Genomic DNA, 13,717 nt, shown 5'->3' on the forward strand with positions numbered 1-13,717 from the left:
GGGATCAATCATGAAAAAAATGTCATTGGCACCAATGATGGTGCTTCTGCTTTCGGTTTTTTCGGCTGCTGAGGCGGGTCAGCTCGACAGCCGCCTTGCCGACCTGGTCGCCGCGAAAAAGGCGGCCGGCCTTGCCAAGCCGGGTGCGCGCCTGGCGCAATCGGCCGATCAGCCGACTGCCCGTTTCGACGGTATGCTCGACGCCGCAGGCCGGGTGCTGGTCGACATCCATCTGGACGGTAGCGAGCCGCTCGCGGTGATCGTCGAGCGCCTCAAGGCCAACGGCGCCGTCGTCACCGGCGTCGATCCCTACTTCCAGAATGGCGCGGTATCGGCCTATGTCCCCGTGGAGCAGCTCGAGGTACTCGCGGCGAGCAGCGGACTGAGACTCATGAAGATGTCGCTGCGGCCCGCCAGGAACGTGGGGGTCACAACCTCCCAGGGCACCAAGGTGCTGCGTTCGGACCTTGCCAACGCCAGCGGCTACAATGGGTCCGGCATCACGGTCGGCGTGCTGTCCGATTCGTATGATGCTTCACCTCTCAGTTTTACCATGACCCGCGCCGCCACCGACATCGCGAGTGGCGACCTGCGGCCTCCGAAACTGGTGATCGACATCGGTCCCGATCCGTCGAATACCGACGAAGGCCGTGCGATGATGCAGATCGTGCAGGATGTCGCGCCGATGGCGGATCAATGTTTTGCGACCGCATTTGCAGGAGAGTCGGCGTTTGCCGCCAACATTCGCGCCTTGCGCACCAATCCGGCCTGCAATGCCGACATCATCGTCGACGACGTGTTCTACTATGACGAACCGTTCTTCTCCGACGGCCAAGTCGCCCAGGCCGTCAACGACGTGGTGACGAGCAGCACCCTGCCAGGGAAAAAGGTCAGCTACTTCTCCTCGGCAGGTAACCAGGGCGCTGCCGGCGGCGGCGGTTCGATCGATGTGCCGAACGCGACCTTCTCCACCACGCCTACCGGCCTTGGCAACATCAACCTGGCAAGCGCCGCCACCTGTACCAGTGCGCCATCTTCCGGCAGCACCAAGGCCAACGTGGGGGGCGGCTGGCTCAATTTCGGCAGCGGCGTCTATGCGCTGCCTGTGACCTACAACGGCGCCGGTTCGACTTTCATCATGCAGTGGGATGATTTGTTTTATCAGGGCAAGGTCACGACGGACTTGAACTTCTACATGTTCAATAGCGCCGGCAATTGCGTGTTCACCTTCGCCACCAACAATATCACCAACGACTACGCGGCCGAGATCATCGGCTTGTCGGGCGGTGCGTCGGGTACTTATCGCATCATGGTCGGGCGCACCAGTGCCGGTACCAAGCAAGCGACGCGCGTGCGCCTGGTAAACCTCGACGGCTGGGGTGGCTCGGCCCTGGCTGCGTCGAACAGTCCTACCACCTTCGGACACAACGCGGCGGCGAATGCCAACAGTGTCGCAGCCTACCGCTACACGGTGCTGAATCCCTCGGTCATGCCGTACAAGCCGGGACTCGAGGGCTTCAGCAGTCCGGGGCCATCGAGCATCTATTTCGATGCAGCCGGCAATCGCCTGGCCGTGCCGGAAACGCGCAAGAAACCCGACATGGCCGCGACGGACGGCGGTGACACGACTTTCTTCTACCCGGGTTCGGATTACGAAGGCAATGGGCGCCCGAACTTCTTCGGCACCAGCGCCGCTGCGCCGCATGCGGCGGGCGTGGCCGCGCTGATGTTGCAGAAAGCGGGCGGACCTGGTTCGCTCACGCCGAAGCAGGTCAAGTCGATCATGCAAACCGCCGCGCCGGCGCGCGTGGTGCCGTTCTCGGGTGGTTCGGCGACCAAGGTATGGAGCCTCTACGATGGCTTTGGCTTGATCGATGCTGTCGAAGCGCTCAATAAGTTGAACTAAGCGGACCATTGGACGAAAAAAAGGCTTCCTGATGGAAGCCTTTTTCTTTACTGCTTGTTCGTGGTAGGCCGTGCTGGGCTCGAACCAGCGACCAACGGATTAAAAGTCCGCTGCTCTACCAACTGAGCTAACGACCCAACGGCGAGCATTATAGCGGCTCGACAGCATCCGGCCAAGGCCTTTCGTGCAGAAAATATCGGGGCGGCTCCTCACGCCGGCGCTTGTACCGCTTCAGTGGCCTGATACAAGCAGTTTTAGCTGGGCCGTAGGCGGCTGATCCGTCATGACGAGACGTCCTTGTTCGGCGGCCGAAATGGCTGCGGAAAGTCCCCCAACGATACCGCCGGCCAGGCCTCCTGCTGCCGGACTGATTGATGGGTTGGCGATGATTTGATTTGTTGTTAACGCACGCGAGATATCGTCGTCTTTCGCACCGAGCGTCATATTTGCACCGGTGCCGTTCACCGTATAAAGCGAAGGTAGCTTGCTCGGATCCGCAGGAACATACACACCGCAATCGGCAACAACCACTGTTTTACCGACTAACGAATCCTGCAGACCTCCTGCAACCATGAGCTTCGCACGAAAACACGAGGGAGGTCCCTGAAAATAAGCGCCATTCAAATCTGAAAATGCCGCGCGATAGGTGCCTGGAACGAAAGTGTATTCGTATTTTGTGCCGAGAATGCCCTTGTTTACTTCGTAAACGAGGCTGTCAGAAAGCTTGATCGAGCGTCCGTCATCCAGGCGAGTGAGGCTGCTTGGCGCTGTGCCCGCACATGCTGCTAAAGAAGCGATCAAGGGGAGAATCGATACGTTTCGAAGCAACATCTAAAGCCTCATCAGCAGAGTTAATAAAAAACATACTCTACCATTCCAGGCATGCCCGCATGTCGGCTATTCCCTGTGATACGCAAAAAGAATCACTGAGCAATAAATCATATATTAGACAAATCACAGGCGCTGCGGCAATCTGGTGCTTTGATCTATGGCCGCTTTGAAGCCCGGCCTCGAGGAGACATCATGCCGACCTACCGTTCCCGTACCACCACCCAGGGCCGCAACATGGCGGGCGCCCGCGCCCTGTGGCGCGCAACCGGCATGAAGGACGGCGACTTCGAGAAGCCGATCGTCGCGGTGGTGAACTCGTTTACGCAGTTCGTGCCCGGCCACGTGCACCTGAAGGACCTCGGCCAGCTGGTCGCCCGCGAGATCGAGGCGGCCGGCGGCGTGGCGAAGGAATTCAACACCATCGCCGTCGATGACGGCATCGCCATGGGCCACGGCGGCATGCTGTACTCGCTGCCTTCGCGCGACCTGATTGCCGATTCCGTCGAATACATGGTCAACGCCCACTGCGCCGACGCCATGGTCTGCATCTCGAACTGCGACAAGATCACGCCCGGCATGCTGATGGCCGCGATGCGCCTGAACATCCCGGTGGTGTTCGTGTCCGGCGGGCCGATGGAAGCGGGCAAGGTCATCAAGACCGTCAACAACGACAGGAAGATCATCAAGCTGGACCTCGTCGACGCCATGATCAAGGCCGGCGACAGCACCGTGTCGGACGCCGACGTGGCCGAAATCGAGCGCTCGGCCTGCCCGACCTGCGGCTCCTGCTCGGGCATGTTCACCGCCAATTCGATGAACTGCCTGACCGAGGCGCTGGGCCTGTCGCTGCCGGGCAATGGCACCATCGTCGCCACCCACGCCGACCGCAAGGAGCTGTTCCTGCGCGCGGGACGCTTGATTGTTGAATTGGCCAAGCGCCACTACGAAGGCGACGATGACTCGGTGCTGCCACGCTCGATCGCCACCAAGGCCGCCTTCGAGAACGCCATGACGCTGGACGTGGCGATGGGCGGCTCGACCAACACCGTGCTGCACCTGCTGGCCGCGGCCCACGAAGCCGGCGTCGAATTCGCCATGGCCGACATCGACCGCATCTCGCGCAAGGTGCCCTGCCTGTGCAAGGTCGCGCCGATGACGGACAAGTACCACATCGAAGACGTGCACCGCGCCGGCGGCATCGTCGCCATCCTCGGCGAACTGGCGCGCGCCGGCCTGCTCGACACCTCGGTCCCCAGCGTGCACAGCGCCAGCCTGGCCGAGGCGATCGAGAAATACGACATCCGCCGCAGCGACGACCCGGCCGTGCACCAGCTGTTCCGCGCGGCGCCGGGCGGCGTGCCGACCCAGGTCGCGTTCTCGCAGGCCGAGCGCTTCGACGACAACGACATCGACCGCGCCAAGGGCTGCATCCGCGACCTGGCCCATGCCTATTCGCTGGACGGCGGCCTGGCGGTCCTGTACGGGAACATCGCGGAGAAGGGCTGCATCGTGAAGACGGCCGGCGTCGACGAGAGCATCCTGAAATTCTCCGGCAGGGCGCGCGTGTTCGAGAGCCAGGACGCCGCGGTCGAAGCCATCCTCGGCGACCGGGTCGTGGCCGGCGACGTCGTCATCATCACCTACGAAGGCCCGAAGGGCGGCCCCGGCATGCAGGAGATGCTGTACCCGACCTCGTACATCAAGTCCAAGGGACTCGGCAAAGCCTGCGCGCTGTTCACCGACGGCCGTTTCTCGGGCGGCTCCTCGGGCCTGGTGATCGGCCACGCCTCGCCGGAAGCGGCGGAAGGCGGCGCGATCGGCCTGGTGGAAGAGGGCGACATGATCGACATCGACATCCCTGCGCGCACCATCGACTTGCGCGTTTCGATGGAGGAACTGGCGCATCGCCGCGCGAAGATGGAAGACCGCGGCCTCGAGGCCTGGAAGCCGCTCGGCCGCGAGCGCGTGGTGTCGCAGGCGCTGCAGGCCTATGCGGCGCTGACCACGTCGGCGGACCGCGGCGCGGTGCGCGATCTCTCGCAATTGAAACGCTGATCGGGCGATCCACTAATCGACGAAGCTGCGCCCCGGCCGCGGCCCGGTCGAGAACAGGACCGGCGGATGCCCGCCGGGCGCGCGTGCGTACTCGACCACGACCCGCTCGGCGTCATCCTCCTCGCGCTCGGGCTGGAACTGGATCGAGACGTCGCCGGCCTTCGAGACGAAGTGCTCCGGTCCGGCCAGCTGCAGTTCCTTCTGCTGATGGGCGCCGATCCTGACGTAGAGCCGGCTGTCGAGCTCGAAGATGTGGGCGCGGTAGCCGTCCTGCAGACCGTAGAGGCCTTCGGCATTGGCCATTTCCTGGGAGGTCGGCTTGCGTGGATAGATGTTGCTGGCGCAGCCCGCACAGCCCAGCAGCAGGACAAAGAGACAGAGAAGAACTCGCATGGCCGCTCCGGGGTAACTTGTCGATACCCTTTGGATGCGCTCTGCGGTAAGAGGTTCAGAAGCCGAGATTGAGCTTTGCGTTGACCTTGTTGCCGTTGGTGTCGTTGCCCCACTTCTCGGCGGTATTGCCGAATTTCTGGCCTTCCACGCTCACGGACGCCTTCTCGTTCAGTTTGTATTTCGCACCGATGCCGGTATAGGCGCCGCCGATGGCGTTGTCCTCCCTGCCGCGGGCATCGGCGCCGCGCCGCTCGCTGTGGGAAAGTCCCACTTTGCCGTAGGCCGAGAGATCGTCGGTGATCGGGGCCGTCACCTTGAGGGCGACATAGCTGTGGAAACCTTTGGCGCCCAGGGCGCCGGCCGTGTCCAGCGGGTCGCGCGGGTCGATCGCGTGGAAGCCGCGGTCCTTGCGCTCGACATAGCCGGCTTCGAGCGCCAGGTGGCGGTTGAGATCGATGCCGGCGACCAGGCGCGGATCGCTGCGGTAGCCATCGAAGAGCTTCGTGAACGGATGGGCGCCTTCGTCGACCATGTAGGTTCGTTCGAAAGGCGTGGGCATCTTCGCGAAAGCCCTGGCTTCCGGTGAAGGCTGGGCCTGCAGCCGGGCCTGGGATGCCGGATCCCGCAATTGCGCATGGGCGCTGCCGGCGGCGAACAGTGCCGCCGCCAATCCGAACCGGAAGGCGTTCATTTTTCTTCTCCCTCTTGCTTGCACCTTTACAGGATAGCAGCGCGGGTTCCGAAAAACTGTCACGATTTGTTATCAAACATGCATATGCCATGGCCGCCGTTGAACCGCCGTGCAGGCGCCAGGGTCCAACAGCAGGACATCCGGACGGGGGACTGCCATGGCCAAGTATCTGGTGGAAGCAAACTATCTCAGCAAAGGGATCAACGGCTTGATGAAGGAAGGCGGCACGCGGCGGCGCGCCGCGGTCGACGAACTGTTCGCCTCGCTGGGCGGCAAGGTCGAAGCGCTTTATTTCGTGTTCGGCGACCGCGACGTCATCATCATCGGCGAGCTTCCCGATAACACCAGCGCCGCGGCCCTGGCCCTCAGGGTGAACGCCGCCGGCGTCACGACCTGCAAGACGACGGTCCTGCTCACGGCGCAGGAAATCGACCATGCCGTGACCAGGAGCGGCACCTACCGTCCACCCGGCCAGGACACGCCGTACGAGGTCGCCAACTGGGAAGGCGAGGGCGGCCATCTGGCGGGCGGCTCGTGATACGGGAATCCGCGCATTGCCGTGGATTCGTATCATTTCGCATCGATCTAGACTCCAGCGGTATGAGACGGTTTCGTGATGCCGGGGCCGAATTGCTTGCGGCCCGTGGACTCCCCTCTAGACTGGCCTTACGGTCAATCTGTTTTAAGGAGTCATCATGCGATCCCGAGTACTGATTCTTCCCGCGTCCCTGCTGCTGCTGGCGTCAAGCGCGGGTGCGCAGACACAAGCGCAGGCACAAGACTACCCATTGACCACGCCCGAGGCGATGTCACGGGTGGAGGTGATGGCGGAAACACCGGCGTTCACGTTCCGCGACTACGAAGCGGAGGCGATCAGCGGCGGCTATGCGATGTCGAACGGCTGGCGCCTGAAGGTGGATCCGTCGGCCGACGGCATCGTCGCGCAGATCGACAAGCAGCGTCCGATCCGGCTCGTTGCGCTGTCGCGGGACAGGTACGCGACCCGTGACGGCAATGTCGCGATGGAGTTCAACCGCGGCGCGCTGGGCGATGAAATGCTGATGAGCTATGTGCCAAGTTCGCGCACGGCGCAGGTGGTCGTGATCTCGACGACGAGGCTGGTGCAGCGTTGAAGATAGCGGGATCGGTCCCGCAAACAAGAACGCCAGCCCGGGGGCTGGCGTTTTCGTTGAATCTTGGTAGGCCGTGCTGGGCTCGAACCAGTGCCCAAGGGGTTAAAAGTCGCAGGGTCGGTACGGACATTCTTTATTGATCAATGACTTGTGCAGCGAGAATATTTTTCTCGCCGATATCAATTTTCCCTTCAGTGAAATTAATCATGGGCTTGTCAGGGAGCTCAACAGCACAAATCCAGCCGTGTTTGGCTCTGCTATGAGCCAGCCTCTAGCACTCAACCCTACCATGGCAAGGATCGGCGCTGGCGCGATCAACATGAAGTAACCGGGCAGCAGAAGCAAATTTACTGCAGGAGAGCGCACAGCAAACGCGCAGACTGCGAGAACGACATACGCCATCGTTCCAACCGCGACCCCAGTAGCTACCTTTAAAATAGGACGGTCCTGCCATAGTGTCTCCATTGTGACCATAACTTCGAGAAACTCAAGCGTTGTTTGGCGGCTCGGTACCGTCGAATGGATCTCTCGTTGCGATGGCATACTCCTTCACATCGAGATAGCATGGCACAGTGACGGTACTTTTAGCGGTCAATTCACAACGACGTTATCAATTTTGCGCCGCATTCGGTCACGTCGCCATCGTAGGCATACGGCTTACCTTCGTGTCGTGCGCCTGCGCCATCAGGCTTGATCGCAAAGTTACCCTTGCACTTCGGGCACTGCGTCATGTCATCTTGAAGTGCTGCGACTACGCCGATTACTGTTGTGCCTGAGGATGCACTGATGACCTGGCCGCCGTGATCGGTCTTGTCGTTGGCGCGAATTACACCGCGTCCTTGATGCTTCATTGTTCGTCCTGTTCGTTCTTGTAGAGATCGTAATTTGAACGTTACCGGCCTGCAATTGCAGCGTCGGCTTTACCCGGTGGCATGAAATACGAGCCTTCAGGTGCCCCTGGCACCTTGACCCTGAACTTCAGGCCGGAGAGGAGTTTGTCCCATAGTGCGACCGCTTCGTCATCGCTGAGCGACGCCGATTTGGCCGCGCTAACTGTGTTATGTTCCACCTTCGTGAACATCTGTGCGCTAAACTCGGAGGGATTGGCAACGTCCCTCGGTGTCCCGACTAAGGCCCATTCGAAATCGTGCGTGCCATCTTTGCGTCTGATTAGCGATTCCTCACCGTGCCAGTGTTGCACGTTGCGCTTTCCTTCGCGCAGGACTGTACGGCTAGGATAGTGAATGCCCTGATCATCTTGCGCCTCCTTAATGCGAGCGAGCAGAGAAAGTTTCGGTCGTTGGATTTTCTCGAACTCTTCAGGGGTGTAGTCGCCATAAGCATTCTTATTTGAACTTACTGAAAAACTTACATCTGGCAGGCTTGGGATCACAATTCCTACATTGACCATTTCTTGGTCTTTGTAAGAAGTGCCAGTCATGAAGCCATGTTCGATGCAATAACCCGGTTCAGCAGGAATTTCGTCTGGCGTGCGCAGACGTAAGCTCTTTGCTCGCATCGCCTGTCTAGCTGCCGCAGCTTCTTCTGTCTGGTGTTTGAGAGAGCCGCCGAGAACGAATGTTAGCTCCCCCTTGTTGATATAGGTATCAAAGAAATAGAGCCCTTCGGATTTTGCATTTTTGCCAGGGTAATACCGGATTTGCCAGCTGTTTTCGACTGGGCCTGCCTGGTTATATGTAATCTCTACAGTTTTGTCGTCCTCTTTTAACTTGGCAATGTCATCCTCGATCCGTTGCTTGCTTGCATCTAAACCGCCGGGAAATACCTCGACCTTAGATGGAAAAGAGGCATTTCCCCATACGAGTTGTGCTTCTTGGGGTACTTCCAAGGCATACCGACCGAAGCAGACGAGCTTGGTTTTTGAGAACAATTTGCTTAAGCGAGCGCTGAGTTGTACGGGGGCAGGCACGGCTTTCTCCTTATAGGAATAGTTGGGCGAGCAGGCTTGTAGCGAAACTGAAATTAGCAAAGCCGCCCAATGCTTTACGTTTCTCGATGACTTAGTCATACCTCACTCCCATTTGGCCGTCTTGGCTATTTGGACGATTGAATACAGCATGGATGCCAGCACTTTCGGGTCCGAATAGCTCGCCTGATGCTCATAGCTTCCGCCTTTTGTTTCACCATGCACGAAGAGATGACCTTTGATTAGCCGTGCAGAACGCTCAGAAGGAACGGTCTCATCACCGGGGGCATTGGGGTGCTGTAACAACAGAAATAATTTTTCCGCTCCTGCCTGAACTGTAAGCACGCCTTTTGCGTCGTCAGCTAATAGTTTCCAGGTCTCGGGCGGGGGCAATGCCTTGCGAATTTTGCCGGGCTGCCATAGATAGTCTTGCGTCTTGAAGACAACTTCCCCGTATGTTAGGCGCTCGCGGGAGGCGCAGAAGCTCGCGTAGCAATTTTTTGGATGGAAGGTATTTTCGATAGACTGAAGAAAGTCAGCCGCATCTTTTAGGCGAGCTCGTACTTTTCCTAAGCCGCCACCGTTCTTTTCCTCTATATCCGCAGGATTGACCCATTTGGGATTGATTAGACGCCACCAGGTGTCTTCGGATTGCAGATAAATATTGTCAAGTGCCGTCTCACCATTGCGTGGCCAACTCCACAGTGTCTTACCTGATTCGTCTATTACCTTCAGCCAGTCTTTTCCGTATGCGGCGCCAGGCAGCAATTCCAAGGGCGCGGGTGTATTGGCAAGAATCGCGGTCGCGTGCTCACCGTTGATGCCGATAATCTTGGATTTGATTTGTTCTAATTTTCCGGGCTTATCTTGAAAACCGAATCGCATCCTCTTGTACGCACTCCCGGCCCCCATCGTAGGCATTACATTGTGGTATATCCCTAGTACTTTAACGCTCTGGTCGTTGAGCATATTTCCGTAGTGAGGGTGCAGCAGGGCGCGGGCGACAAGGCCGCCCATACTATGGGTTACGATGATCACTTCGTCGCATTTGAAACCGCGTTCTTGGTAACCCTTCACTAAGCCACGAATACGCTTTGCGACGACAGTTGCAGACTTGCCGTTGCTTTGCAAGAAGTTGTAACCCATTGCATGGACCGGATACCAGCATTTGGATATTCTTTTTATGTCGGTTTCGTCGATCGCCACACCCGAGTCGGCGCCAAGGTGTTTTGGGTCGCCCAAGAGTAAGCGAGATATATTCCCATATCTCCAACCCGATCTGTCCATAGGTTGTCCCGTGATCGGGTTCGTTGGCTTTTTTTGCCAACATGGATTGAGCTGTTTGGACATGACCATATTATTAAGGAAGTACTCAGCCGTCTGCAGCATTTCCCCATATGAGCCAGCAAATAACACTTCGCTCCAACCTCTCCAACGTGCGACTTGTGCCGGAGTTGCTTTCGAGCGTTTCCCACTTCTCTTGTTGTCTGAGATCGAGAGGGTTCCGATCAGCGGCGGAATCGGAGGGAGCGAATCTGGTACATTCTGATGTCGGGTATCAGCGGCAAGCGTTTCTTTTCCGTCAGGGTCAAAGCGGCTTTTACTTTCCGTATAATGGTAGTATTCGACCTCTGTTTCGTTTGGGTCAAAGACGAGTTGGCGCTGCGCTGGCGTCGCGTTCTTGAACCAGTTGCCTATGCCATTGCCGCCTAAAACATCCAGTTGACCGGAGGCGGACAGAAGGTCGTCGGGGCGCCAGGCACGGTTGTCGGTGCGCTTCAATTCTTTATTGTTTTGGCGCTCCTTGCTCATGCGCAGATTGCTTCCCATCACGCCGGGCAGAAAGATGACTGGAATTACCTTTCCTGGTGGCACCGCGACGTCGTGTCGGGCGGTGTCTCCAATTTCAGTCAGGTGGACTGTGTATTCAGCCCAGCCACCGACACCTTGAGTGAAATGACCTTGGTGGTTTCCGCGTTCGTTGAGGTTGCTTTTATCGCTCATGGAAGTTCACCTTTCCAGTAGATCGTATAGCTGTCCATTCCTGTGCCTTTTTCTATTTCGGTACTGCCATTTTTTCCGGTCTTGGCATTCTTGGCGGAACCGTCATCCCGAACGATCTCATATGCAACGTCCTTTGCTGGCTTGCCGTCCACTTCGAGAAAATGCACTTCCTGGTCGAAGTGATAACCGGTCGGCTTCTCGTTGAAAGCTTGCGAAACGCTCTTGGGAGGCAAAGTTTCTAAATTGCCGTGAAAGAGCACAGGCGATGAAGTGAAGAACTGCGTTTGATCGCTAATCTCAACCATGTGATTGGCGCCCTGCAGCCTCACCCCTTTCTTGGCCCTGATCGTCACCCAGTCGGACTCGCTCAAGAGCGCAAGCACTTTGTTGGCGATGATTTCCACGTCGTCCTCTTGCGCCTGCACAGATACCTTGCCGCCGGCGGCGATCAGCTTCATACCGGCCTTGTGCACGAATAGCCGGAAGGTCTTACCGACGCTCGCAAACAGCCCGTCGATGCTGGCTATTGACAGGCTTTTACCACTGGTGATGGCGGTATGGCGGCTGCTGGCGATGTGGGTGGATTGTGCCGAGCTGAGTTCGATACCAGCCGGACTCGCGACGACCAGGTGTGGCTCGGCCAATTCCGGAAACTCTCCCTTGCCGCCGCCTCGGATGCCCTGGTTCTGAGATTTGAGGTCCTCGACAGCATCCGCTTGCTGAGGTTCCTGTTTCTCTTGGGCGCCACAGTGCTGTGCCATACTGGTCAACTGCTCTTGCACGTCCGCGGCGGCCGACAGCCGCTGGATCGTCTCGCCCATGTCCTTGATATGGGAAGCCGCGTTCGGCCGTGTTTCCGTCGTTATAAGCATGCCTTGGCCAGCACGCGCCACGCCCCAGGCATTGGTGGCCAGCTCCCATCCTTCGCCGCGAGGATCCGTTCGGCCGGACGTGTCCTCAATGCGGGTAATATGCCCAAGCGACAGCTGACTGCACTGATGATCGCTCTTCAGCTGCGCCTGGATCTTGCCTGGGGTGTCGTCCAACACCAGGTGATTGCCACGCCCGCTCGCTTCACCCGCCTGCAGCTCCCGGCTGCGCAGACCGCTCAAAGCCTGCTGTTCCGGCAGCTGCCACGGCGGCATGTGCGTGAAGTTGTACAGCACACCCAAAATCAGCGGATGGTCGATGTTGCCGTTGACGAAGACCACGCCCACTTCCTCGCCCACCCGCGGCAGGCGGATGTTCCCGAATTCGACCCCGGCCCCGGGCGACATCACGCGGACCCAGGCCGAGCTCTTCTCGTCGCGCTTGCCCAGCCGGTCCCAGTGGAACTGGATCTTGACCCGCCCATAGCCGTCGGTATGGATCTCGGCGCCGGCCGGCCCGACCACGATGGCGGTCTGGATGCCGTGACAGGTGCAGGGCTGACTGTTGTAGTGCCGTCCCGGGCGCCACTGGATATCCCTGCGCACACAGCGGAAGCTGTTCTCGTAGTGCGATGGCGCGCCCGGCCCGGCCTGGTAGTTATTGCTGGCTTCGTGGTCGACGGAAAGGATCAGGTAGTCGCGGTCGCGGATACTGGGCTTGGCCGGCTCGCCGCGCTTGGGTACGCGAAGCTCGGCGCTGAAATGGTCGGCAAGCTTGAAGCACCGGCCCGGCTGGGCGGTGCGGTCGTTGCCGCGCGCTTCGAAAGTCTGCGTGTTCGCATCAAGCCCGCCCATGCGCTGCTGCGCGAGGCGTTCGCCCTCGTCGTGCGTGCGGAAACCGTAGGCGCCCGTGTCTTCGTAGATTTCGTAAGGGTAGACGTCGCCCTGCTTGTTGAGCGACTCGGCGGTCGAGCGCTGCGCGACCGGGTTCTTGTAGTCGAAGCTGACCAGCGTCGTCTGGCCGGAGCCGAGGCGGCGCATCGGAATCCATTCGCGGATGCCGTCGTCTTCGAGCGAGCCGGCCTTGTCGCGGAACGGGATTTCGCCGGAATCGTCAATGCCGGTCGGGTCGATGGGCTGGGCGAGCGTGCTCCTGTCCCTGAGAAAGAGCGTGTGTCCGTCGGCCCGGTGCTCGTAGTAATAGTGCAGACCGAGCTCTTCCCAGCGCCGGTGCAGGTGGTTGTAGTCGGTCTCGTCGTACTGGTTGGCGCAGGTCAGCCGGGGATACTCTTCGACGATGACTGGATGCCAGTCGTTCTGGCGGTACTGGGCAAAGGTGAGCTCGGTGATGTCGATGACACTCTTGCCAAGGAACGAACGGTTGTCCTTGCGCAGCTTGGTGAAGGCCAGCCAGGGTTCCAGGACCATGTGGTAGAACGCGAAGCCGCCATCAGCGCGAAGGAAGCGGAATTCGGTGACGTAGCCGTTGAAGTAGCGCAGCGAGCCGTCTTCGCGCACCAGGGAGATCGTGACCATCCTGGCCATTATCGCCTTCAGGGGAATCTCTACGTTGTCCGACAGGAGTTCGACCTCGAAGCGGAAGCAGCGCGAGACTTCCTCGTGCGCCTTGAGCCGGTTCGGCAGGAGTATGCGATCCGGCCCGTCGTTGCGGGGGAAATCCAGGCGCATCAGGCGGTCGTGCTGCGCATCGAGACTGAACGCCGACAGCGCAGCTCCCGCCGCGATCGCTTGGCTTTCGCCCATGTGTTGCCTCCGATGGGTTATCAGGTATCAGATTTTCCATCGGCTAAGGTAACCAAGCGCTCTTCTGACGACCTTGATATAGAGTAATAACCGAACTGTGCTGTTGTCCTGATGGGTAGCGGTCGTCGCGTCCGTGCTGATCCA

The 13,717-nt window shown here is 59.2% G+C and carries 11 protein-coding genes and 1 tRNA gene; 4 read left to right on the forward strand and 8 right to left on the reverse strand.

Features of this window, described 5'->3' with window-relative positions:
* The first annotated feature begins 10 nt into the window (after window positions 1-10).
* Entirely contained in the window at window positions 11-1,906 is a 1,896-nt protein-coding gene (locus ACFPO9_RS04715; protein ID WP_379767827.1) for a S8 family serine peptidase, read from the forward strand.
* 61 nt (window positions 1,907-1,967) lie between these two features.
* Here the strand turns inward: ACFPO9_RS04715 and ACFPO9_RS04720 are convergent.
* Window positions 1,968-2,043, reverse strand: a tRNA-Lys gene (locus tag ACFPO9_RS04720).
* Between the two features lie 94 nt (window positions 2,044-2,137).
* Complete coding sequence (locus tag ACFPO9_RS04725) at window positions 2,138-2,737, reverse strand: hypothetical protein (RefSeq protein WP_379767830.1); 600 nt, start codon at window positions 2,735-2,737, stop codon at window positions 2,138-2,140.
* Between the two features lie 192 nt (window positions 2,738-2,929).
* Here ACFPO9_RS04725 and ilvD point away from each other — a divergent pair, with 192 nt between their 5' ends.
* Window positions 2,930-4,792, forward strand: a complete 1,863-nt coding sequence (gene ilvD / locus ACFPO9_RS04730; RefSeq protein ID WP_379767833.1) for a dihydroxy-acid dehydratase — start codon at window positions 2,930-2,932, stop codon at window positions 4,790-4,792.
* A gap of 12 nt (window positions 4,793-4,804) precedes the next feature.
* On the opposite strand, the gene ACFPO9_RS04735 is transcribed toward ilvD, so the two are convergent.
* On the reverse strand, window positions 4,805-5,185 hold the full coding sequence (locus tag ACFPO9_RS04735; RefSeq protein WP_379767836.1) for a hypothetical protein: 381 nt from the start codon (window positions 5,183-5,185) through the stop codon (window positions 4,805-4,807).
* A 55-nt stretch (window positions 5,186-5,240) separates the two neighbouring features.
* Window positions 5,241-5,876, reverse strand: coding sequence for an outer membrane beta-barrel protein (locus ACFPO9_RS04740; RefSeq protein ID WP_379767839.1), 636 nt, complete (start codon window positions 5,874-5,876; stop codon window positions 5,241-5,243).
* 157 nt (window positions 5,877-6,033) lie between these two features.
* Here ACFPO9_RS04740 and ACFPO9_RS04745 point away from each other — a divergent pair, with 157 nt between their 5' ends.
* Window positions 6,034-6,414, forward strand: coding sequence for a GYD domain-containing protein (locus tag ACFPO9_RS04745; protein ID WP_379767842.1), 381 nt, complete (start codon window positions 6,034-6,036; stop codon window positions 6,412-6,414).
* A gap of 157 nt (window positions 6,415-6,571) precedes the next feature.
* On the forward strand, window positions 6,572-7,009 hold the full coding sequence (locus ACFPO9_RS04750) for a hypothetical protein (protein WP_379767845.1): 438 nt from the start codon (window positions 6,572-6,574) through the stop codon (window positions 7,007-7,009).
* A gap of 596 nt (window positions 7,010-7,605) precedes the next feature.
* On the opposite strand, the gene ACFPO9_RS04755 is transcribed toward ACFPO9_RS04750, so the two are convergent.
* The 4 genes from ACFPO9_RS04755 to ACFPO9_RS04770 are packed head-to-tail and all read right to left on the reverse strand — an operon-like array spanning window position 7,606 to window position 13,573.
* Window positions 7,606-7,860, reverse strand: a complete 255-nt coding sequence (locus ACFPO9_RS04755; RefSeq protein ID WP_379767848.1) for a PAAR domain-containing protein — start codon at window positions 7,858-7,860, stop codon at window positions 7,606-7,608.
* Between the two features lie 41 nt (window positions 7,861-7,901).
* On the reverse strand, window positions 7,902-9,038 hold the full coding sequence (locus ACFPO9_RS04760) for a T6SS immunity protein Tli4 family protein (RefSeq protein WP_379767851.1): 1,137 nt from the start codon (window positions 9,036-9,038) through the stop codon (window positions 7,902-7,904).
* A gap of 3 nt (window positions 9,039-9,041) precedes the next feature.
* Window positions 9,042-10,940: an esterase/lipase family protein gene (locus ACFPO9_RS04765; protein ID WP_379767854.1), complete on the reverse strand. Its 1,899-nt coding sequence runs from the start codon at window positions 10,938-10,940 to the stop codon at window positions 9,042-9,044.
* Entirely contained in the window at window positions 10,937-13,573 is a 2,637-nt protein-coding gene (locus ACFPO9_RS04770; RefSeq protein ID WP_379767857.1) for a type VI secretion system Vgr family protein, read from the reverse strand. The genes ACFPO9_RS04765 and ACFPO9_RS04770 overlap by 4 nt, the downstream gene beginning before the upstream one ends.
* Window positions 13,574-13,717 lie beyond the last annotated feature (144 nt).

The sequence above is a fragment of the Massilia aerilata genome, from assembly GCF_042656905.1.
GTDB classification, from domain to species: Bacteria; Pseudomonadota; Gammaproteobacteria; order Burkholderiales; family Burkholderiaceae_D; genus Telluria; species Telluria aerilata.

Coding starts and splice junctions, on each gene's coding strand:
- ACFPO9_RS04715 (WP_379767827.1), top strand. CDS start 11: ATGAAAAAAATGTCATTGGCACCAATGATGGTGCTTCTGCTTTCGGTT.
- ACFPO9_RS04725 (WP_379767830.1), bottom strand. CDS start 2,737: ATGTTGCTTCGAAACGTATCGATTCTCCCCTTGATCGCTTCTTTAGCA.
- ilvD (WP_379767833.1), top strand. CDS start 2,930: ATGCCGACCTACCGTTCCCGTACCACCACCCAGGGCCGCAACATGGCG.
- ACFPO9_RS04735 (WP_379767836.1), bottom strand. CDS start 5,185: ATGCGAGTTCTTCTCTGTCTCTTTGTCCTGCTGCTGGGCTGTGCGGGC.
- ACFPO9_RS04740 (WP_379767839.1), bottom strand. CDS start 5,876: ATGAACGCCTTCCGGTTCGGATTGGCGGCGGCACTGTTCGCCGCCGGC.
- ACFPO9_RS04745 (WP_379767842.1), top strand. CDS start 6,034: ATGGCCAAGTATCTGGTGGAAGCAAACTATCTCAGCAAAGGGATCAAC.
- ACFPO9_RS04750 (WP_379767845.1), top strand. CDS start 6,572: ATGCGATCCCGAGTACTGATTCTTCCCGCGTCCCTGCTGCTGCTGGCG.
- ACFPO9_RS04755 (WP_379767848.1), bottom strand. CDS start 7,860: ATGAAGCATCAAGGACGCGGTGTAATTCGCGCCAACGACAAGACCGAT.
- ACFPO9_RS04760 (WP_379767851.1), bottom strand. CDS start 9,038: ATGACTAAGTCATCGAGAAACGTAAAGCATTGGGCGGCTTTGCTAATT.
- ACFPO9_RS04765 (WP_379767854.1), bottom strand. CDS start 10,940: ATGAGCGATAAAAGCAACCTCAACGAACGCGGAAACCACCAAGGTCAT.
- ACFPO9_RS04770 (WP_379767857.1), bottom strand. CDS start 13,573: ATGGGCGAAAGCCAAGCGATCGCGGCGGGAGCTGCGCTGTCGGCGTTC.